Origin of the sequence: Tepidicella baoligensis (genome assembly GCF_013432195.1) — a bacterium.
In the GTDB taxonomy this organism is placed as follows: domain Bacteria; phylum Pseudomonadota; class Gammaproteobacteria; order Burkholderiales; family Burkholderiaceae_C; genus Tepidicella; species Tepidicella baoligensis.
Genome location: NZ_JACCDB010000001.1, coordinates 338,332 through 357,564, shown reverse-complemented (window position 1 = coordinate 357,564; position 19,233 = coordinate 338,332). Strand labels below are relative to the sequence as shown.

The window sequence follows — 19,233 nt, the reverse complement described above, 5'->3', positions numbered from 1 at the left end:
GCCTTGGCTGAGTGCGCGCCGGACCTGGAGGGAGATTGGGAATGAATTTATTGTCGTTTATGAGGGCGTTCACCATACGCCTGCGCATGATCGGTGCCATCGCGGTGGTGCTCGTGCTGTTGCTGATGGTCGGCGGCGCCGGTCTGTGGGGCATGTACCGCATGCAGGCCTTCAACCACGATTTCGTGCAGCATTCCTTTACCGAGTCGGTGGCCATGGGCCAGTTGCAGGTCAAGCTGGGCGAATTGCGGCGCTACGAGCGCGACATGATCATCCACTACGAGCGGCCCGAGGCCGTGCGTGCCGCCAAGGAGCGATGGGACGGTGCCTGGAAGGACGTTCAGGCCCGCTTGGACGAAATGCTGCGCGACCAGCCCGACGCGGACGGCTCACTGGTGCAGCAGGTACGCGAACTGCTGACCCTCTATGCCCAGGCCCTGGAGCCCGTCTCGCGCCAGCTCGAAGCCGGGGCCTACGACTCCGCCACCACGGCCAACCGCTTGCTGCGCAACGCCCATGAGGCCTTCGACAAGGTGGATGTGATCATGGCCGAGCTCGACCGGCTGCTCGCGCAGGAGGTTCGCGAGGCTTACGAGCAGGCGCAAAAGACCTCGAGGCTGATCCTGATCGTGTTTGGCGTCGCCGTTGGTTTGGCGGCGTTCATCGTGGTGCCGACCACACTGGCGAACATGCACAGCATCACCCGGCCCCTCCAGCAGGCCCAGGGGCTGGCGGTGTCGATCGCCCGTGGCGACCTGACCACGCAACCCGATCTGCGCGGCTCTGACGAGCTGACCGAGCTGATGCGTTGCCTGGTGGACATGCAGTCGTCGCTCTCCCGCACGGTGGGCGAGGTGCGCGCGGCGGCCGACAGCATTCGCATGGCCAGCACCGAAATCGCGACCGGCAACCAGGATCTCAGCGCCCGTACCGAGCAGGCGGCGTCCAACCTGCAGCAGGCCGCTTCCAGCATGGACCAGATCGCCGCCACGGCCCAGCAGTCGGCGGATGCCGCTCGGTCCGCCAGCAGCATGGCCCAGGAAAATGCGACCGTGGCCCAACAGGGTGGCGAGCTGGTGGGGCAGGTGGTCCGCACCATGGAGGACATCCACCAGAGCAGCCAGAAGATCCACGACATCATTGGCGTCATCGACGGCATTGCTTTCCAGACCAACATCCTGGCCCTCAACGCCGCCGTGGAGGCCGCGCGGGCCGGTGAGGCTGGCCGCGGGTTTGCGGTCGTGGCCGGCGAGGTGCGCAGCCTGGCGCAGCGCAGCGCCGAGGCCGCGCGCGAGATCAAGGGCCTGATCAGCGCCAGTGTCGAGAAGGTGGGCCTCGGCACCCAGATCGTGCACCAGGCTGGCCGCACCATCCACGACATCGTGGACAACGCGCAAAAAGTGTCTTCCTTCATCGGTGACATCACCTCGGCCTCGGCCGAGCAGTCGCAGGGGCTGGCCGAGATCAACAGCGCCGTGGCCCAGCTCGACCAGATGACCCAGCAGAATGCGGCGCTGGTGGAGCAAAGCGCGGCGGCGGCCGACAGCCTGCGCGATCAGGCCCAGCGTCTGGCCGAGCTGGTGGCGGTGTTCAAGCTCATGAATGGTGCCGGCGGACATCCCCCGTTGATGCCTGCGGCCACCCGTGGCCATGGCACGGGGGCGACGTACCAAGGGCCTGACCGGCGCCTCGGTGTCCGCTGAGGCCGTTTCGGATGCATGGATCACGATGACAGGAGACTCGAATGCGGTTGGGAAATCTTCGTATCGGTTGGCGGCTCGGTCTGGGTTTCGGATCGGTGCTGATATTGATGGGCCTTCTGGTGGCGTTCGCACTGTACGAGTTCCGGGTGCTGGCGCAGGATGTGACCGACGTGCGGCAGCAGGAACAACGGGCCGCTGTGGCCCGGGAATGGGCCGACAGCACCCGGCTCAACATCGCCCGCGTGATGGCGATCGCGACGTCGGGCAACGCGCCGGCGGTGGACCGTTTTTTCTCGCCGCAGATCACCCAGACGACCGAACGCATCAACGTGTTGCAGAAGACGCTGGAGGAGCAGGCGCAATCGGAGGAGGAGCGTGCCTTGCTGGCACGCATCGCCCAGTTGCGCACCGACTACATCAACACCCGGCGTGAGTTCTTTGCCTTGTTGTCCTCGCAGCCTCAACGCCCGGTCGCAGCGGCAGAGGCAGAGGATGCCGAGGCGGCGCAAGCGGCAGCCGCTGCAGCGGCCTCTGCGATCGCCGCAGCGGCCGCAGAGGCCGAGCGCTTTCTGCAAGGTCGCCTGTTGCCTTCGGCCGAGGCGTACATGGCAGCCCAGCGCCAGTTCGTCGAGTTGCAAGGGCGGCTTTCCGACGTGGTGGCCCAGCACGCCGCGACAGAGGCGGATACCGCGACGCGGTATGTGCTGGCGCTGGCGGCGATCGGCTTGCTGGTGGGGGTGATCGTGGCGGTTTCCATGTCGCGCACCATCACGGCGCCCCTCAAGGAGGCGGTGGGCGTGGCCAACCGGGTCGCCGAGGGAGATCTGACGCGCCAGATCCACGTGGACCGTCGCGACGAGGTCGGCGAGCTCTTGCAGGCCCTCAACGCCATGCAAGCATCCTTGCTGCGGGTGATTGACCAGATTCGAGAGTCCAGCGACAGCATCGGCCAGGCCGCCAGCGAGATCGCCATGGGCAACCAGGATCTGAGCAGCCGCACCGAGCAGTCCGCAAGCAGTCTGGAGGAAACCGCCTCCAGCATGGAGGAGCTCACCGCCACGGTGCGTCAGAGCGCCGATGCCGCCCGGCAGGCGAACCAGCTTGCGACGAGTGCCGCCGAAGTGGCCTCGCGGGGCGGGGCCGTGGTCGGTCAGGTGGTGCAGACCATGAACGACATCAACCAGAGCAGTCAGCGCATCAGCGACATCATCAGCGTGATCGACGGGATTGCTTTCCAGACCAATATTCTGGCTTTGAACGCCGCCGTGGAGGCGGCCCGGGCGGGCGAACAGGGTCGAGGCTTCGCCGTGGTGGCGGGCGAAGTGCGCACACTGGCCCAGCGCAGCGCCCAGGCAGCCAAGGAAATCAAGGACCTGATCAACGACAGTGTGCAGCGGGTGCAGGACGGCAGCCGTCTGGTGCAGGACGCGGGCGCCACCATGAGCGAAATCGTAACCAGTGTGCAGCGCGTCACCGACATCGTGGGCGAAATTTCCGCTGCCGCCGCCGAACAGAGCGACGGGATTGCCCAGGTCAACGTGGCGGTCGCCCAACTGGACCAGATGACCCAGCAGAATGCCGCGCTGGTGGAGCAAAGTGCGGCGGCGGCCCAGAGCCTGCGCGACCAGGCCGAGCGACTGGCGCAGGTGATCGCCGCGTTCCGCACCGGGGCGGCGGCCCGCGCGGTGGTGGATGCGTCCCATCGCAGCCCGCCCGCCAAGCCGGCAGCGCAGTCTGCTGCTGGCAAGCCGATCACCAAGACCAGCGAGGCATTGCCGCCGCCCAAACCCCATCCCGCGGCAAAGGTAGCGGCGATATCCAGTGGGTCTTCCAGGTCTCCATCGGCGCCCACTGCCGCCCCCGCTGCCGCTCCGAAAGCCTTGCCGAAGAGCCCTCCCGCCACGGCGCCCAAGCCCGCCACCAACGCCGACGGTGACTGGGAAAGCTTCTGATCGGCCAAGGAATCCCCATGAACGCCCGACTCCCTGAAACCGTGCTGGACGCCCGAGCCGCCGAGGATCTGATTGCGGCCCGCTGGCAGGACAGCATCCTGCCCGAGCTCCAGCGCTACATCGAGGTGCCGGCCAAGTCCCCGGCTTTCGATCCGGACTGGGCTGCGCATGGTCATCTGGAGACGGTGCTTCGGCAAGCCGCCGACTGGGTGGCTGCGCAGAAGGTGGAAGGGCTGACGCTGGAGGTGCTGAGGCTCCGGGCGGCCGACGGCCAGCCACGCACGCCCGTGCTCTTTTTCGAGGTGCCGGCCAGTGCAGGGCGCCAGGGCGAACCGGCACCAGCCAGTGGCCAGACCGTGCTCATGTACGGCCATCTGGACAAGCAGCCCGAATTCAATGGCTGGCGCAGCGGCCTGGGCCCTTGGACCCCCAAGCTCATCGACGGCAAGCTTTATGGACGAGGCGGTGCGGACGACGGTTACGCCGTCTACGCCAGCCTAGCGGCCATCCAGGCGCTGAAGGCGCAGGGTGTGGCTCATCCCCGCATCGTGGGCCTGATCGAGACCTGTGAAGAGAGTGGGTCTCACGACCTGTTGCCTTATGTGGACGCCCTGCGCCCGCGTCTGGGGGATGTGGGGCTGGTGATCTGCCTGGACAGCGGGGCCGGCAACTACGACCAGTTGTGGCTGACCACCAGCCTGCGCGGCATGGCCAGTGGCGTGCTCAAGGTCGAGGTGCTGACCGAAGGCGTGCACTCCGGCGACGCCTCGGGTTTGGTGCCATCCAGTTTTCGCATCATGCGCCAGGTGCTGGACCGGCTCGAAGACAGCGCCACCGGCCGCCTGTTGCCGCAGCGCTTCCATTGCGAGGTGCCGGCCGAGCGCCTCGAGCAGGCGCGCGCCACCGCCGCCATTTTGGGCGACGAGGTCTATCAACGTTTTCCCTGGGCGCACCACGACTGCGGGGGCTCCACGGTGTTCGCTCTGCCGACCACCACCGATCCTGTCGAGGCGTTGATCAACCGCACCTGGCGCCCCACGCTCAGCGTCACGGGTGCCGAAGGCCTGCCGACGCTGTCCAACGCCGGCAATGTGTTGCGTCCCTACACCGCTTTCAAGCTCAGCTTGCGTCTGCCACCGCTGGTGGACGCCGCCGAAGCGGTGCAGGAGCTCAAAACCCTGCTCGAAGACAACGCACCCTACCAGGCCAAGGTCACGTTCGTTCCCGAAGGCGCGGCCACCGGCTGGAACGCGCCAGCCATGGCGCCCTGGTTCGAGGAGGCGCTGCACGCGTCCAGCCAGGCCCATTACGGCGTGCCGTGTGGCTTCATCGGTCAGGGCGGCACCATCCCGCTCATGAACATGCTCAGCCAAGGCTTCCCCCGGGCGCAGATGATGGTCTGCGGTGTGCTGGGCCCCAAGAGCAACGCCCACGGCCCGAACGAGTTCCTCCATGTCCCGTTTGCCCAACGACTCACGGCGGCCGTGGCCGAGGTGATCGCACGCATGCCCTGAGGGCCAGGCTCCTCCTGGGATGAACGCCTGCTGGGCCGTTGCAGAGCAAATACCCATCGACTTGGGTGGGTTATGCAGGTCTAGGCTGTGTCAGAATCGATAATTGAGCTCCAAGAGTTTTGTGGGGTTGGGGCTTTTCATGCAGCCATGAGCGATTTGTTGTTTTCTGCCACCTTGCCGGGCTCGTTGGCCGCCTTGGAGGCCGCCGACGAGGTGGTGCGCAGCGGTCGCTTGTCGGTGGCCGAGCTGCTCGATCAGTTGCGGCATGCCTTCATCGTGCTCGGCTCGGAAGCGCGGGTGGTGGGCTACAACGCCACGGCCCTGGCGATGCTGGGGTTGCCTGAGTCGTTGCTGGAGGCACGCCCGCTCATCGATGAGGTGGTGCGCTGGCAGCATGCCCAGGGCGATCTGCGTGGCGATCTGGCCCATCTGTTGGACCGCGTCTGGTACCACCTGCGCCGGGTGCGGCAAACGGGGACGCCCCATGTGTATTCATACACCACGGCCCAAGGTCTGACCTTGCAAGGAGCCACCATGGCGCTGCCGGGTGGGGGCTGGGTGCGCACCTATACCGACATCACCAAACACGCCCAGACGCTGTCGGCGCTTCGCGAGAGTGAAGAGCGCTTTCGCAGCCTGACCGAGCTGTCGGCCGACTGGTACTGGGAATGGGACACCGAGTGCCGTTACACCCGGTTCGACGGACGCATGGGGCGGGATGACACCTTGACCGAGCGTTTTCTGGGCTTGCGCCCCTGGGACGTGCCCAGCCTGAACCTGCCGCGCCCGGAGGACTGGGCTGCGTTGCAGGCGGCCGTGGCGCGTCGCCAACAGTTTCTGCGCTGGGAAGTCCAGCATCGCCTGCCTGATGGCCGCATCGTCTGGTTTGCGCTCAGCGGCACCCCCATGTGTGATTCGCAAGGCCGGCTGCGGGGCTATCGCGGTGTGGGTCGTGACATCACGCCCCGCAAGGAAGCCGAGGCGGCGGTGCATCGCCTGGCTTTCTATGACAGCCTCACGGGGCTTTTCAACCGCCGTGCCTTTCAGGATCGCGTGGGGCAAGCCCAGTCCGCCGCTGCCCGAAGCGGCCTTTGGGCGGCGCTGTGCTTCATCGATCTGGACAACTTCAAAGACATCAACGATGCCTATGGCCACGCAGTCGGCGACAAGGTGCTGCGTGAAACCGCTCAGCGACTGCAGGCCGTCGTGCGGCGGGAGGACAACATCGGTCGGCTGGGCGGTGACGAGTTCATCGTCCTGCTGGAAGGACTGTCCCAGGACCGTGAGCAGGCAGCCTGGCGTGCCAAAGTGGTTGGTGAGAAGATCCGGGCCGCCCTGGAGCAGCCGTTGAGCGTCGAGGGCAACGAGGTGCTCGCCACCCCCAGCATCGGGATTGCCCTGTTTGCGGGGGAAGAGGAACGCATGGAGGATATTCTGCGGCGCGCGGATCTTGCGATGTACGAATCCAAGGCCGCAGGGCGCAATGCCGTGCGTTTTTTCGATCCTGCCTTGCAGGAGCGTGCCATCCAGCGCGCTGAGTTGCAACGCGAAATGCGCCAGGGGCTGCGCGATGGCGAGTTTGTGCTGTACGGTCAACCGGTCGTGGACGCCCGGGGCCGCATCAAGGGGCAGGAGGCGTTGCTGCGCTGGATTCACCCGACGCGTGCCCAGGTGCCGCCCGCGCAATTCATTCCGCTGGCCGAGGAATCGGGTTTCATCCTGACGCTTGGACACTGGGTCTTGAAGCAGGCCTGCTCCCTGTTGGCGGCCTGGCATGCGGACCCCGTTCGCCGGGACTGGAAGCTGTCCGTCAACCTGAGTGCCCGCCAGTTGAAGCAGCCCGATTTCGTCGATTCGATTGTGGGGGTTTTGCAGCAAACCGGCGCAGACCCCGCCCGTTTGAAACTGGAGCTGACGGAGAGCCTGCTGCTGCACGATGTGGAAGACACGATCGCCAAAATGGAGGCGTTGGCCGCCAGGGGCGTGCAGTTCGCGCTGGACGATTTCGGCACCGGGTATTCCTCACTGGGGTATTTGAAGCGGCTCCCGTTGACGCATCTCAAAATCGATCGATCGTTCGTGCGTGATGTACTCGAGGATCCCAATGACGCCGCCATTGCGCGCGCCATCCTGAACCTGGCTGAGAGTCTGGACATGGTCGTGGTGGCCGAAGGGGTGGAGACGGTGGGGCAGTTCGAAGCGCTGCGCGGCATGGGCTGCCAATTGTTCCAGGGCTACCACTTCGGCAAGCCGCAGCCGTTCTAAGCCGTTCTAACCGGCAGACGCCTCCCGTGCCTGCGCCCGGCGCTTGGCCCCCAACCACAGCAATGACAAACCGAGCAGGCCAACCGGCGCGAGCGATCCCATGTTGAGCCACGTCCAGCCCTGGGTGGTGACGAGCGCTCCCGAGGCAAAGGAGGTCAGTGCCATGGTGGCAAAGACGAAGAAGTTGATGGCCGCCTGGGCCTTGTCCTTTTCATCCGGCCGATAGGCTTCCATGGCCAGCGTGGTGCTGCCGGTGAACAGGAAATTCCAGCCCACCCCCAGCAGGAACAGGGCGATCAGGAACTGGTGCAGGTCCTGACCCGAGAGGGCGATGGCGATGCAGGCGAGGTTCAGGCCCACCCCCACACCCATCACCGGCAGGACCCCGAAGCGCTTGATCAGGTGGCCGGTGAAAAAGCCCGGCGCGAACATGCCGATCACGTGCCACTCCAGCACCAGCGCGGCGTCCGAGAAGGGCATCCCGCACACCTGCATGGCCAAAGGGGTGGCCGCCATCAGCAGGTTCATGATCCCGTAGCCGAGCGCCGCCCCCAGGGTGGCCACGATGAACACCGGCTGGCGCATGATCTCGCGCAGGGGCCTGCCCCTGGTGGCCCCGGACTTCTTGGGGGGTTCCTTGGGGAAGCGAATGCCGGCCATCACCGCCATGGACAGCAGCGCGACGAGCGCCAGGGCCAGGTAGGCCCCCAGAAAGGGTTTGCCCAGCCAGTCGCGGGTGTGGTTGGCGAGGTTCGGGCCGATGATGGCGCCGATCAGCCCCCCGGCCAGCACCAGCGACACGGCCTTTTCGCGGAAAGGGGCGGCCGCCAGTTCGCCGGCGGCAAAGCGGTAGAGCTGCCCGTTGGCGCTGTAGTAGCCCGCCACCACCGTGGCCAGCACCAGCAGCCAGAAGTTGCCCACGTAGAGCGCAGCCGCACACATCAGGGCCGACAGGAAGGCCACCAGCAGCCCCAGCTGGAACGCCATCTGTCGCCCCCAGCGTCGCTGGCTGCGCGCCACCAGTCCGGTGGACAGGGCGCCTCCGACCACATAGCCCATGACGGGCAGCGTGGCCATCCACCCGAGCGGAGCCAGGCTCAGACCGACCAGCCCATTGATGGCGATGAACACCACATTGTTGGTGAGGAACAGGCCTTGTGCGCCCGCCAGCAGCCAGAGGTTTTTATTCATAACTTTGTGTTTATATATGAATGCGGGTGGTCTGTCTGCCCGTTGCGCCGGCCCGGGAGACCTTGGGAATGCCCTCCTCATGCTCACTCTCTACAATTCATCATCTGTCAACAGCCAACCCGCGGAGGGTCCTGCATGGTTCCCCATCTCGTCACGGCCCTCACCGGCCCCATCAACGAACTCGAACAGCGCATCCTCGAATCCACGCCCGTCATCGAGCGCTGGTTCCGGCTGGAGTGGATGGAGCACACACCGCCGTTCTACAGCTCGGTGGACATCCGCAACGCCGGCTTCAAGCTCGCGCCGGTGGACACCAACCTCTTCCCCGGCGGCTGGAACAACCTCACGCCCGAAATGCTCCCGTTGGCGGTGCAGGCCGCCATGGCGGCGATCGAGAAAATCTGCCCCGAGGCCAAAAACCTGCTGCTGGTGCCCGAGAATCACACGCGCAACATGTTCTACCTGATGAACGTGGCGCAATTGCAAAAGATCTTCTACCAGGCCGGGTTGAACGTGCGCCTGGGTTCGCTCAACCCCGACATCAAGGAGCCCACCACCTTCGATCTGCCCAACGGTGAGCAGGTGACGCTGGAGCCGCTGATTCGCGACAAGCGCCGCCTGGGCCTGAAGCATTTCGATCCATGCACCATCTTGCTCAACAACGACCTCAGTGCGGGCGTGCCCGGCATTCTGGAAGACCTGCACGAGCAGTACCTGCTGCCCCCGCTGCATGCCGGCTGGCACGTGCGCAAGAAGAGTCAGCATTTCAAAGCCTACGAAGAAGTGGCCAAGCGCTTCGGCAAGCTGCTCGGCATGGACCCCTGGCTCATCAACCCCATGTTCAATCACTGCGGTGAAGTGAACTTCGCCGAAGGCACCGGCATGGAGTGCTTGCAGACCAACGTCGATGCCTTGCTCACCCGCATCAAGAAGAAGTACAAGGAGTACGGCATTCAAGAAAAACCCTTCGTGGTGGTCAAGGCCGACAACGGCACCTATGGCATGGGCATCATGACCGTGCGCGACGCCAAGGAGCTGGAGGCGCTCAATCGCAAGACCAAGAACAAGATGAACGTCATCAAGGACGGCCAGCAGGTGTCCGACGTCATCATCCAGGAGGGCGTGCTGACCTACGAGCGCATCAACGACGCGGTGGCCGAGCCGGTGGTCTACATGATGGACCGTTATGTGGTGGGCGGCTTCTACCGCGTCCATGCCGACCGGGGGGTGGATGAGAACCTCAACGCCCCCGGGGCGAGCTTCGTGCCGCTGGCGTTCGAGAAAGGCGCCCAGCAGCCGCAGCCGGGCGTCAAACCGGGCGCCAGCGTGCCCAACCGTTTCTACATGTATGGCGTGATCGGGCGCCTCGCCATGCTGGCCGCCAGCTACGAACTGGAGGCCACCGACCCGAACGCCGAGGACTACGAATGACGACACGGCGCATCCTGTTCGTGGCCGATCCGCTGGCCACCTTCAAGACCTACAAAGACAGCACCTTTGCGATGATGCGCGAGCTGCAGCGGCGCGGTCATGCGGTGGCGGCCTGTGAGCCCGCGCATCTGCAGTGGCAAAGCGGCGAGCCCGTGACCGCGCTGCTGCGGCACATCGCTCTGACCGGTGACGCGCACGACTGGTACCGTGTGACCCACCAGGGCCGCGAAGCGCTGAAGGACTTCGACGCGGTGCTGATGCGCAAGGACCCGCCGTTCGACAGCGAGTACTTCTACGCCACCCATCTGCTGGAGCAGGCCGAGCGCGAAGGCGCCCGCGTGTTCAACCGCCCGCGTGCCCTGCGCGACCACCCCGAAAAACTGGCCTTGATGGAGTTTGGCGCATTCGCGCCGCCCACGCTCGTCACGCGCTCGTCCGAGGCCATCCGTCAGTTCCACGCCGAGCACCGCGACATCATCCTCAAGCCCCTCGATGGCATGGGCGGCATGGGGATCTTCCGCGTCGGGCCCGATGGCATGAACCTCGGTTCGATCGTGGAAATGCTGAACCGCGGAGGCCATACCAGCGTGATGGTGCAACGCTACCTGCCCGAGATCGTGGCCGGCGACAAGCGCCTCTTGCTCATCGGCGGGGAGGCGGCTCCATTCTGCCTGGCCCGCATTCCCCAGGGGACGGAGGTGCGCGGCAACCTGGCCGCCGGAGGCAAAGGGGTGGCCCAGCCGCTGACCGAGAGCGACTGGGCCATTGCCCGGGCCATCGCCCCCACACTGGCAGCGCGCGGTCTGCTGCTGGTGGGCCTGGACGTGATCGGCGACAAGGTCACCGAGATCAACGTCACCAGCCCCACCTGCTTTCAGGAGATCCAGCAGCAGACGGGCTTTGACGTGCCCGCCCTGTTCGTGGATGCGCTGGAGCGCGAGCTGCGGGTGAGCGCTTGACCATGGTGTGGGTCATGGGTCTGGGCGCCTGGGTGCCGCGCTGGCTGCGCGTGGCCGCGTTCTGGGCCAGCGTGCTGGTCGTGATCGTGCTGTCGCTCCTGCCCGCTCAGCACTTGCCCGAGATGGCGCTGAACCTCTGGGACAAAGCGCAGCACGCCTTCGGTTTCTCCATCCTCACCTTCCTGGGGCTGTGGGCCTACCCACGCCGCGTGCGGCGGGTGCTCGTGGGCCTGTTGTTGCTGGGCGCGCTGATCGAACTGGCCCAGGGCGCCACCGGCTGGCGCCATGGCGACTGGCTGGATCTGCTGGCCGATGCTGTGGGTGTGGCCGCAGGGGCGCTGCTCTGGCTTAATGTCCGGCGCTTGTCGAAAACAGCTTGACCACCGGCATGCCGGCCACGATGCCCAGCCCCAGGGCGAGGTAGGCCTTCATGTGCGGTACCTCTTTCAGCCGAGCACCTCCACCCAGACCGTGATCACCGCAATCGCGAGCAGGTTCAGGCCCATGCCGGCTCGCATCATGGTCTGCTGCGTGACCCCGCCCGATCCATAGACGATGGCATTGGGCGGCGTGGCCACCGGCAGCATGAAGGCGCACGAGGCAGACAGCGCCACCGCCGCGGCCAGGGTCACGGGGCTGAGCCCCCAAGCGGTGGCCATGCCCATGGCGATCGGGATGATCAGCGCCGCGCTGGCGGTGTTGCTCACCAGTTCGGTCAACAACACCACGAAGGCGACCAGGGCGAGCACCACCAGCAGCGTGGGTGCCCCGGCCACCCACTGCACCAGGCCCTGGGCCAGGAAGTCGCTGGCCCCGGTGGTGGACATGACGTGGCTCAGGGTGAGTCCGCCGCCGAACAGCAGCAGTACCCCCCACTGGGTCTGGTGTTCCACATCAGGCCAGCGCAGCACGCCGGTGATGCCGAGTGACACGATCGCAGCCAGGGCGACCAGCGTGTCGATGTCGGCTTGCACGCCCAGCATCCGCGCCAGCGGTGCGCCGAACACCCATCCGGCCACGGTGAGGCCGAAGATGCCCAGGGTCAGCACCCGCTCGCGGGTCCAGCTCCAGGGTTGGGCCGGTGCAGTTGGTTCACCGCTTGGGGTGGTGCCGTGCAGTTGGGGCCTCAGCCCCAGGAACAACAGGCCGATCATCAGTGGCAGCAGCACCGCCACCAGGGGCAGACCGATGGTCAGCCACTGGGCGAAGCCTATGCCCGTCTGGGCCGCCGCAATCGCGTTGGGCGGGCTGCCCACCAGCGTGCCCATGCCCCCGATGCTGGCGCTGTAAGCCAAACCCAGCAGGACGAAGGCGCGGGTGCGCTGGTCCACCACGGGCTCGGCTTGGTCGGGTGTCCGGTGGGGCAGCAGGCCCAGGGCGAGCGGCAGCATCATGGCGGCCGTGGCGGTGTTGCTCAGCCACATCGACAGCAGCGCCGTGAGGCCGAACAGCATCAGCACGGCCAGCACCGCCCGGCCCTGGGCCAGCCGCAGCATGGCCAGGGCCAGGGCCTGATCCAGCCCGTGTCGGGCCAGGGCCGCTGCCAGGGCAAAGCCGCCAAGGAACAAGAAGATCACCGGTTGGGCAAAAGCGGCCAGCGCCTCGCGCACCGTCAGCACGCCGGCCAGCACGGCCAGCAGGGGCACCAGCAGGGCCGTGAAGCTCAGATGTAAAGCCTGTGTCATCCACAGGCTGCCGATCAGCGCAAACAGGCCCAGGCCGGCGCGAAGCGAGCCATCTTCTGGTGCCAAGGTGGCAACGCCGGCGGCGAAGACCATGCAGCCGAGCAGCCGCCAGAGGGAGGAGGGTGTGCTCACGGTGCCTCCTGGTTCAGGGGTAGGCCATCCACGAACACCTTGAGCTCGCCGGGGGCAAATGGGGTCCAGGTTTCGTTGCGGGTCAAGGGCGTGGTCACGATCACGGCGGCGCGGTCTCCCGGTTGGTTGATTTCAGCGAAGTTCACGGTCCAGTCCTCGTCCATCAGGGTGGCCTGGGAGAAGGGGTGCTGGCGGATCAGGTAGTGCAACTGGGTGCTGCAGTGGGCCCACAGGGCTTCGCCGTTGGACAGGAGGAAGTTGAAGCTGCCATAAGCGCGGATCTGGGGCACCAGCTCTTGCAGCGTCAGCGTCAGCTCCGGCACGCTGGGCAGGCCCGCGTGGGATTTGGCCAGTTCCTGCATCAGCCAGCAAAACGCGCGCTCGCTGTCGGTGTTGCCCACCGGGCGGAAATGGCTGTGCAGGTGGGGGTGGTAGGCCTTCAGGTCGCCGTTGTGGGCGAACACCCAGTGCCGGCCCCACAGTTCGCGCGTGAACGGATGGGTGTTTTCCAGCTTGACCTCGCCTTCGGTGGCTTTGCGCACGTGAGCGATGATGTTGGTGCTCTTGAGCGGGTAGCGGCGCAAAAAGTCCGCCATCGGGGAATGCGCCGCGCTTTCGTGGTCCACGAACAGCCGCAGGCCCTTGCCTTCGAAAAAAGCGATGCCCCAGCCGTCCGCATGGTGGTCGGTGCCACCGCCACGGCGGCGCAAGCCCGTGAAACTGAAGTTGGCGTCGGTGGGGGTGGCACAGTTGAGACCGAGCAGTTGGCACATGGCCCATAGGGTATCACTACGGCCTGCCTACAATCCAGGACATGAACTTCATCGACATGCTGCATGCCGCCGAGCGCCAGAACCGCTCCCTGTTGTGTGTGGGGCTGGACCCCGATCCGGCCCGGTTCCCGCACCACATGCGCAACGATCCCGACCGGATCTACGAATTCTGTGCCGCCATCGTGGACGCCACCGCCGATCTGGCGATCGCCTTCAAGCCGCAGATCGCTTACTTTTCGGCACACCGGGCCGAAGACCAGTTGGAGCGGCTGATGGCGCACATCCGGGTGGCGGCGCCGCAGGTGCCGATCATTCTGGACGCCAAGCGCGGCGACATTGGCAGCACCGCCGAGCAGTATGCCAAGGAGGCATTCGAGCGTTATGGTGCCGATGCGGTGACGCTGTCGCCCTTCATGGGTTTCGATTCGGTGCAGCCCTATCTGCAATACCCCGGCAAGGGGGTGTTCCTGCTGTGCCGCACCAGCAACCCGGGGGGCGACGACTTCCAGAACCAACGGCTGGCCAGTGTCGAGGGCCAACCCCTGCTGTACGAGCACATCGCCCGGCTGGCGCAGGGGCCTTGGAACCTCGGGGGGCAGGTGGGGCTGGTGGTGGGCGCCACTTACCCGGCTGAAATCGCCCGTGTGCGGGAAATCGCGCCGGCCGTTCCCTTGCTGATTCCCGGCGTGGGGGCCCAGGGGGGCGACGCGCAGGCGACCGTCAAGGCGGGCTGGCGCGGCACAGGGGAGCGCACCACCGGGCTGGTGGCCATCAACTCCTCGCGGGCCATTCTGTATGCGGGTGCCGGCGCGGACTTTGCCGAGGCCGCGCGCCGGGAGGCCGAGCGCACCCGAGACGCCCTGTGGGATGCCGGGCTCAGGTCAGCAGGAATTGCATCTCGGTGCCCGCCAGGGTGATCACGTCGTTGCTGTGCAGCACCACGGGCTCCTTGCCCACCGGCTGCCCATTGACCAGGGGAGGGGTATGGCCGTCAAGGAGGCTGAGGGTGTAGCCGTCGGCACGGTGGTTGATGGCGGCGACCGCCACACCCGGCTTGCCCAGTGTGGTCACCGCCTTGGTGAGGGGCATTTCCTTGCCAGCGGCGGGGCCGTTGAGCACCCGGATGCGTGCGTTCGTGGGGGCTGTGGGGGCCGGCGGCGGCTGAGACTCCAGGGCCACGCGCATCTTGTAGCGGCCGATCTCGATCAGGTCGCCAGGGGCGAGCAGGGCCGTGACGATGGCTTTGCCATTGACATAGGTGCCGTTCGTGCTGTTGAGGTCGATCAGCTCCAGCCCTTGCGGCTTCTGGACGAAGACGGCGTGTTCGCCACTGACGGCCAGGTGGTCCACCACGATGTCGTTGTAAGGGCGGCGGCCCAGCGTGGTGCGGGTTTGGGTCAGTTCGATGCTCTTGAGGTCCACCCCGTCGAGGGAGATGGTCAGGGTCGGCATGGGGTTCTCCAGGGCCGGTGGTCGCGTCGAGTGGTCAATGGGTCAACAGGGTCGGGTCCGGGGTCTGCCGCGTGGATTCGGGCGCGCAATGCACCAGGACGAGGGAGATATTGTCGTGCCCGCCGGCGGCATTCGCGCTGTCCAGCAGGGCCCGGGCGGCGTGTTCCAGCGGTGGGTGGTGCCTCAGGATGGCGGCCATTTGGGCGTCGGTGAGCATGTCGTTGAGGCCATCGGAGCAGAACAGGTAGGTGTCTCCTGGCTGCACCACGTGTTCCTGCATGTCGATGTCCACGCTGGCCGCGACGCCGATGGCCCGCGTGACGAGGTTCTTGTGCTGTGCCAGCCGGGCCAGTTCCGGGGAGATCAGACCGGCATCCACCTGCTGCTGCAACAGCGAGTGGTCGCGCGTCAGGCGCGCCAGGTGGCCTTGGCGGAACCGGTATACCCGCGAGTCGCCGACGTGGGCGATAACGAGTCTGGCCCCCGCAAAAACGCCGGCGACCAGCGTGGTGGCCATGCCGCGGAGGTCGTATTCGCTGCGCGAGGCGTCGAACACGGCTCGGTTGGCCGCGCGGATGGCCTCCGTCAGCGCCTGTGTCAGCCGGTGGTGGCCGGTCTGCTGCCCAGGCATGGAGGTGCCTAGGCGGGCCACCACCGTTTCGGTGGCCAGGGCGCTGGCCACTTCCCCGGCGTTGTAGCCGCCCATGCCATCGGCCAGGACGACGAGGCCTGCTTCCGGCACGATCGCCAGGGCGTCTTCGTTGTTGGCGCGGACCCGGCCGGTGTCGGTCAGGCTGAAAAAGGCACATTTCATGGCGTGAGCGGTGGGGTGAGGCCCCAGTGTAGCGTGGCTGAGCAGGCTCGGACCGATCGATTTCGCCACCCGGCATGAAAAAGGCCCGCTCAGGCGGGCCTCTGTGAATGGTGGGAGGGGGTTGGCTGCCCCCGTGCCGGCTCAGAGCAGGCTCTTGAGCAGACGACCCATCTCCGACGGGTTGCGGGTCACCTTGAAGCCGCACTCCTCCATGATGGCCAGTTTGGCGTCGGCCGTGTCGGCGCCGCCGCTGATCAGCGCGCCGGCGTGGCCCATGCGCTTGCCCGGAGGGGCGGTGACGCCGGCGATGAAGCCCACGATGGGCTTCTTCATGTTCGCCTTGCACCACAGGGCGGCCTCGGCCTCGTCGGGACCGCCGATCTCGCCGATCATGATCACGGCGTCGGTGTCCGGATCGTCGTTGAAGGCCTTCATCACGTCGATGTGCTTGAGACCGTTGATCGGGTCACCGCCGATGCCGACGGCCGACGACTGGCCGATGCCCAGCTCGGTGAGCTGTGCCACGGCTTCGTAGGTCAGGGTGCCGGAGCGCGACACCACGCCCACGCGGCCCTTCTTGTGGATGTGGCCGGGCATGATGCCGATCTTGATCTCGTCGGGCGTGATCAGGCCGGGGCAGTTGGGGCCGAGCAGCAGGGTCTTTTTGCCGCCAGCGGCTTCCTTGGCTTTCATTTTGTTGCGCACGATCAACATGTCACGGATGGGGATGCCCTCTGTGATGCAGATGACCATGTCCAGGTCGGCCTCGACCGCTTCCCAGATGGCGTCGGCCGCGCCAGCGGGCGGTACGTAGATCACCGAGACGGTGGCGCCGGTTTCGGCGGCGGCCTCCTTGACGCTGGCGTAGATGGGAATGTCGAAAATCTTCTCGCCGGCCTTCTTGGGGTTCACGCCAGCCACGAAGCAGTTCTTGCCGTTGGCGTATTCCTGGCACTTCTCGGTGTGGAACTGGCCGGTCTTGCCGGTGATGCCCTGGGTGATGACCTTGGTGTCTTTGTTGATGTAGATCGACATGACGTGTTCTCGCTTTCCTGGGCTTAGGCGTTGACGGCAGCGGCCACTTTCTGGGCGGCTTCGGCCATGGTGTCGGCGCTGATGATGGGCAGGCCGGATTCGGCCAGCATTTTCTTGCCCAGTTCTTCGTTGGTGCCCTTCATGCGCACCACCAGCGGCACGTTCAGGTTCACGGCCTTGCAGGCGGTGATGACGCCGGTGGCGATGGTGTCGCAGCGCATGATGCCACCGAAGATGTTGACCAGAATGGCCTTGACCTTGGGGTTCTTGAGCATGATCTTGAAGGCTTCGGTCACCTTCTCGGGGGTGGCGCCGCCGCCCACGTCGAGGAAGTTGGCCGGCTCGGCGCCGAACAGCTTGATGGTGTCCATGGTGGCCATGGCCAGGCCGGCGCCGTTGACCAGGCAGCCGATGTTGCCGTCCAGGCTGATGTAGGCGAGGTCGAACTTGGAGGCTTCGATCTCGGCCGGGTCTTCCTCGTCCAGATCGCGCAGGGCCACGATCTCGGGGTGGCGGAACAGCGCGTTGGCGTCAAAGTTGAATTTGGCATCCAGGGCGATGATGTTGCCCTTGCTGTCACGGTTCAGGGGGTTGATCTCGACCAGGGAGGCGTCGGTCTCCATGTAGCACTTGTAGAGCTTCTGGCACACGTCCACGAACTGGGCGACGGAGTCGGCGGGCATCTGGATGCCGGCGGCGAGTTCCTGGGCCTGGGCATCGGTCAGGCCAATCAGCGGGTCCACGAACACCTTGACGATCTTCTCGGGGGTGTTGTGGGCCACTTCCTCGATGTCCATGCCGCCTTCGCTGGAGGCGATGAAGGCCACTTTCTGGGTGGCCCGGTCGGTCACCACGGACAGGTAGTATTCCTTCTGAATGTCGGCGCCGTCCTCGATGTAGAGGCGGCGGACCTTCTGGCCTTCAGGCCCCGTCTGGTGCGTGACCAGTTGCATACCCAGGATCTCGCTGGCGCGGGCCTTGACCTCGTCGATGCTCTTGGCCACTTTCACGCCGCCGCCCTTGCCACGGCCGCCGGCGTGGATCTGGGCTTTGACCACCCACACAGGGCCACCCAGCTTCTGGGCGGCTTCGACGGCTTCCTGCACCGTGAAGGCGGGAATGCCGCGCGGAACGGGCACACCGAACTGACGCAAGATTTCCTTGCCTTGGTACTCGTGAATCTTCATGAAAATCGCTCTCTGCAAGAGTCAAACACAACACGTCCGCCCTGAGGGCAAGGTAGCGTGGGCATGTACGGCCACGATTACGGTGCAACAGGCCAAAGGACACACGGAATTCGAACTGTATCATGCTGCCATGCACAAAACCTTGTGCCAGGCTGACAGCGCCGCGTCTGCATGACCCAAGGCAAGGCCTGGCCGATACCCCAAGGAGATTGTTCCATGCCCCAAGTTTTCATCGATGGCGAGGTCGGCACCACCGGTCTGCAGATTCGTGAGCGGCTCGCCGCGATGCCCGCCGTGCGGCTGATCAGCATCGACCCGGCGCGCCGCAAGGATCCGGCTGCCAAGCGCGAGCTGATGGCGCAGGCCGATCTGGTCATCCTGTGCCTGCACGACGATGCGGCTCGGGAGTCGGTTGCCATGGTCGATGGTTTGAAGGCCGAGGGCGGCAAGGCGCCGCGCATCATCGACGCATCGACTGCGCACCGCGTGGCGCCGGGCTGGGTGTATGGATTTCCCGAGCTCTGCACCGGGCAGGCCGAGGCGGTGCGCGCGGCCGAGCGGGTGGCCAACCCGGGCTGCTATGCCACCGGGGCCATTGCCCTGATTCGTCCGCTGGTCGATGCCGGCCTGATCCCGAAGGACTTCCCGCTCAGCCTGCCCAGCGTGAGCGGCTATACCGGCGGAGGGCGCGCCATGGTCGAGGCCTATGAGGCGGGCACCGCTGCGCCGTTCGAGCTCTACGCCCTGAGCCTCAGCCACAAGCACCTCCCCGAGATCATGGCCTATACCGGCCTGACCCGGCGACCGCTGTTCATGCCGTCCGTGGGCAACTTTCCACAAGGCATGCTGGTGCAGCTGCCACTGCACTTGGATGCCCTGCCGGGCCATGTGAGGGCGTCCGACCTCCATGAGGCCCTGGCTGCACATTACGCCGGCAGCCGCTACGTAACCGTGGAGCCTCCTACCGACGACGGCAAGCTCGATGCCGTGGCTTTGGCCAACACCAACCAGCTGGAGTTGCGCGTGTTTGGCAACGAGGTGCACCGCCACGCGGTGCTGGTGGCCCGGCTCGACAACCTGGGCAAGGGCGCCAGCGGGGCGGCGGTACAGAACTTGCAGTTGATGCTGGGGCTCTGACGC

At 65.9% G+C, this 19,233-nt stretch carries 16 protein-coding genes; 9 read left to right on the top strand and 7 right to left on the bottom strand.

What is annotated here, in order from left to right:
• The first annotated feature begins 41 nt into the window (after nucleotides 1-41).
• The 4 genes from HZS63_RS14090 to HZS63_RS01620 all read left to right on the top strand — a co-directional run bounded on the left by HZS63_RS14090 (nucleotide 42) and on the right by HZS63_RS01620 (nucleotide 7,434).
• The gene (locus tag HZS63_RS14090) at nucleotides 42-1,703 is read left to right on the top strand and encodes a methyl-accepting chemotaxis protein (protein ID WP_180682267.1); all 1,662 of its coding nucleotides are present in this window, start codon (nucleotides 42-44) and stop codon (nucleotides 1,701-1,703) included.
• A gap of 41 nt (nucleotides 1,704-1,744) precedes the next feature.
• The gene (locus HZS63_RS14085; protein ID WP_219339045.1) at nucleotides 1,745-3,655 is read left to right on the top strand and encodes a methyl-accepting chemotaxis protein; all 1,911 of its coding nucleotides are present in this window, start codon (nucleotides 1,745-1,747) and stop codon (nucleotides 3,653-3,655) included.
• A gap of 17 nt (nucleotides 3,656-3,672) precedes the next feature.
• Nucleotides 3,673-5,169 (top strand): M20 family metallopeptidase, encoded by a 1,497-nt coding sequence (locus HZS63_RS01625; RefSeq protein ID WP_180682265.1) that lies wholly within the window; start codon nucleotides 3,673-3,675, stop codon nucleotides 5,167-5,169.
• A 147-nt stretch (nucleotides 5,170-5,316) separates the two neighbouring features.
• Entirely contained in the window at nucleotides 5,317-7,434 is a 2,118-nt protein-coding gene (locus HZS63_RS01620) for a putative bifunctional diguanylate cyclase/phosphodiesterase (protein WP_180682264.1), read from the top strand.
• A 6-nt stretch (nucleotides 7,435-7,440) separates the two neighbouring features.
• Here HZS63_RS01620 and HZS63_RS01615 read toward each other — a convergent pair whose 3' ends face one another.
• The gene (locus HZS63_RS01615) at nucleotides 7,441-8,625 is read right to left on the bottom strand and encodes an MFS transporter (protein WP_180682263.1); all 1,185 of its coding nucleotides are present in this window, start codon (nucleotides 8,623-8,625) and stop codon (nucleotides 7,441-7,443) included.
• 135 nt (nucleotides 8,626-8,760) lie between these two features.
• Between HZS63_RS01615 and gshA the strand changes: the two genes are divergently transcribed.
• Genes gshA through HZS63_RS01600 form a run of 3 tightly spaced genes read left to right on the top strand, consistent with a single transcriptional unit; the run spans nucleotide 8,761 to nucleotide 11,395 of the window.
• On the top strand, nucleotides 8,761-10,056 hold the full coding sequence (gene gshA / locus HZS63_RS01610; RefSeq protein ID WP_180682262.1) for a glutamate--cysteine ligase: 1,296 nt from the start codon (nucleotides 8,761-8,763) through the stop codon (nucleotides 10,054-10,056).
• Nucleotides 10,053-11,015: a glutathione synthase gene (gshB, locus tag HZS63_RS01605; protein WP_180682261.1), complete on the top strand. Its 963-nt coding sequence runs from the start codon at nucleotides 10,053-10,055 to the stop codon at nucleotides 11,013-11,015. The genes gshA and gshB overlap by 4 nt, the downstream gene beginning before the upstream one ends.
• A 2-nt stretch (nucleotides 11,016-11,017) precedes the next feature.
• Nucleotides 11,018-11,395: a VanZ family protein gene (locus HZS63_RS01600; protein WP_246316077.1), complete on the top strand. Its 378-nt coding sequence runs from the start codon at nucleotides 11,018-11,020 to the stop codon at nucleotides 11,393-11,395.
• Nucleotides 11,396-11,461: 66 nt separating this feature from the next.
• On the opposite strand, the gene HZS63_RS01595 is transcribed toward HZS63_RS01600, so the two are convergent.
• Nucleotides 11,462-12,832: an SLC13 family permease gene (locus HZS63_RS01595; RefSeq protein ID WP_219339044.1), complete on the bottom strand. Its 1,371-nt coding sequence runs from the start codon at nucleotides 12,830-12,832 to the stop codon at nucleotides 11,462-11,464.
• A complete protein-coding gene (locus HZS63_RS01590; protein ID WP_180682260.1) occupies nucleotides 12,829-13,605 on the bottom strand; it encodes a class II glutamine amidotransferase in 777 nt (258 codons plus the stop codon). Before HZS63_RS01590 ends, HZS63_RS01595 begins: the two co-directional genes overlap by 4 nt.
• Nucleotides 13,606-13,646: 41 nt before the next feature.
• Between HZS63_RS01590 and pyrF the strand changes: the two genes are divergently transcribed.
• A complete protein-coding gene (pyrF, locus tag HZS63_RS01585; RefSeq protein WP_180682259.1) occupies nucleotides 13,647-14,522 on the top strand; it encodes an orotidine-5'-phosphate decarboxylase in 876 nt (291 codons plus the stop codon).
• On the opposite strand, the gene HZS63_RS01580 is transcribed toward pyrF, so the two are convergent.
• From HZS63_RS01580 to sucC, 4 genes are all read right to left on the bottom strand, one after another.
• Nucleotides 14,482-15,057 carry an FHA domain-containing protein gene (locus HZS63_RS01580; RefSeq protein WP_180682258.1) on the bottom strand — a complete coding sequence of 192 codons (576 nt, stop codon included), beginning with the start codon at nucleotides 15,055-15,057 and terminating at the stop codon, nucleotides 14,482-14,484. The genes pyrF and HZS63_RS01580 overlap by 41 nt on opposite strands.
• A 34-nt stretch (nucleotides 15,058-15,091) precedes the next feature.
• Nucleotides 15,092-15,871 carry a Stp1/IreP family PP2C-type Ser/Thr phosphatase gene (locus HZS63_RS01575; RefSeq protein ID WP_180682257.1) on the bottom strand — a complete coding sequence of 260 codons (780 nt, stop codon included), beginning with the start codon at nucleotides 15,869-15,871 and terminating at the stop codon, nucleotides 15,092-15,094.
• A 141-nt stretch (nucleotides 15,872-16,012) separates the two neighbouring features.
• Nucleotides 16,013-16,906, bottom strand: coding sequence for a succinate--CoA ligase subunit alpha (sucD, locus tag HZS63_RS01570; protein WP_180682256.1), 894 nt, complete (start codon nucleotides 16,904-16,906; stop codon nucleotides 16,013-16,015).
• Nucleotides 16,907-16,929: 23 nt separating this feature from the next.
• Complete coding sequence (gene sucC, locus HZS63_RS01565; protein WP_180682255.1) at nucleotides 16,930-18,093, bottom strand: ADP-forming succinate--CoA ligase subunit beta; 1,164 nt, start codon at nucleotides 18,091-18,093, stop codon at nucleotides 16,930-16,932.
• A gap of 216 nt (nucleotides 18,094-18,309) precedes the next feature.
• Between sucC and argC the strand changes: the two genes are divergently transcribed.
• Complete coding sequence (argC, locus tag HZS63_RS01560; protein WP_180682254.1) at nucleotides 18,310-19,230, top strand: N-acetyl-gamma-glutamyl-phosphate reductase; 921 nt, start codon at nucleotides 18,310-18,312, stop codon at nucleotides 19,228-19,230.
• Nucleotides 19,231-19,233 lie beyond the last annotated feature (3 nt).

Excerpts from the sequence above, each read along its gene's own strand:
- sucC (WP_180682255.1), bottom strand. The coding sequence starts at position 18,093 with ATGAAGATTCACGAGTACCAAGGCAAGGAAATCTTGCGTCAGTTCGGT.
- HZS63_RS01600 (WP_246316077.1), top strand. The coding sequence starts at position 11,018 with ATGGTGTGGGTCATGGGTCTGGGCGCCTGGGTGCCGCGCTGGCTGCGC.
- HZS63_RS14090 (WP_180682267.1), top strand. The coding sequence starts at position 42 with ATGAATTTATTGTCGTTTATGAGGGCGTTCACCATACGCCTGCGCATG.
- sucD (WP_180682256.1), bottom strand. The coding sequence starts at position 16,906 with ATGTCGATCTACATCAACAAAGACACCAAGGTCATCACCCAGGGCATC.
- HZS63_RS01620 (WP_180682264.1), top strand. The coding sequence starts at position 5,317 with ATGAGCGATTTGTTGTTTTCTGCCACCTTGCCGGGCTCGTTGGCCGCC.
- HZS63_RS01615 (WP_180682263.1), bottom strand. The coding sequence starts at position 8,625 with ATGAATAAAAACCTCTGGCTGCTGGCGGGCGCACAAGGCCTGTTCCTC.
- gshB (WP_180682261.1), top strand. The coding sequence starts at position 10,053 with ATGACGACACGGCGCATCCTGTTCGTGGCCGATCCGCTGGCCACCTTC.
- HZS63_RS01625 (WP_180682265.1), top strand. The coding sequence starts at position 3,673 with ATGAACGCCCGACTCCCTGAAACCGTGCTGGACGCCCGAGCCGCCGAG.
- HZS63_RS14085 (WP_219339045.1), top strand. The coding sequence starts at position 1,745 with ATGCGGTTGGGAAATCTTCGTATCGGTTGGCGGCTCGGTCTGGGTTTC.
- pyrF (WP_180682259.1), top strand. The coding sequence starts at position 13,647 with ATGAACTTCATCGACATGCTGCATGCCGCCGAGCGCCAGAACCGCTCC.
- HZS63_RS01580 (WP_180682258.1), bottom strand. The coding sequence starts at position 15,057 with ATGCCGACCCTGACCATCTCCCTCGACGGGGTGGACCTCAAGAGCATC.
- HZS63_RS01575 (WP_180682257.1), bottom strand. The coding sequence starts at position 15,871 with ATGAAATGTGCCTTTTTCAGCCTGACCGACACCGGCCGGGTCCGCGCC.
- HZS63_RS01590 (WP_180682260.1), bottom strand. The coding sequence starts at position 13,605 with ATGTGCCAACTGCTCGGTCTCAACTGTGCCACCCCCACCGACGCCAAC.
- argC (WP_180682254.1), top strand. The coding sequence starts at position 18,310 with ATGCCCCAAGTTTTCATCGATGGCGAGGTCGGCACCACCGGTCTGCAG.
- gshA (WP_180682262.1), top strand. The coding sequence starts at position 8,761 with ATGGTTCCCCATCTCGTCACGGCCCTCACCGGCCCCATCAACGAACTC.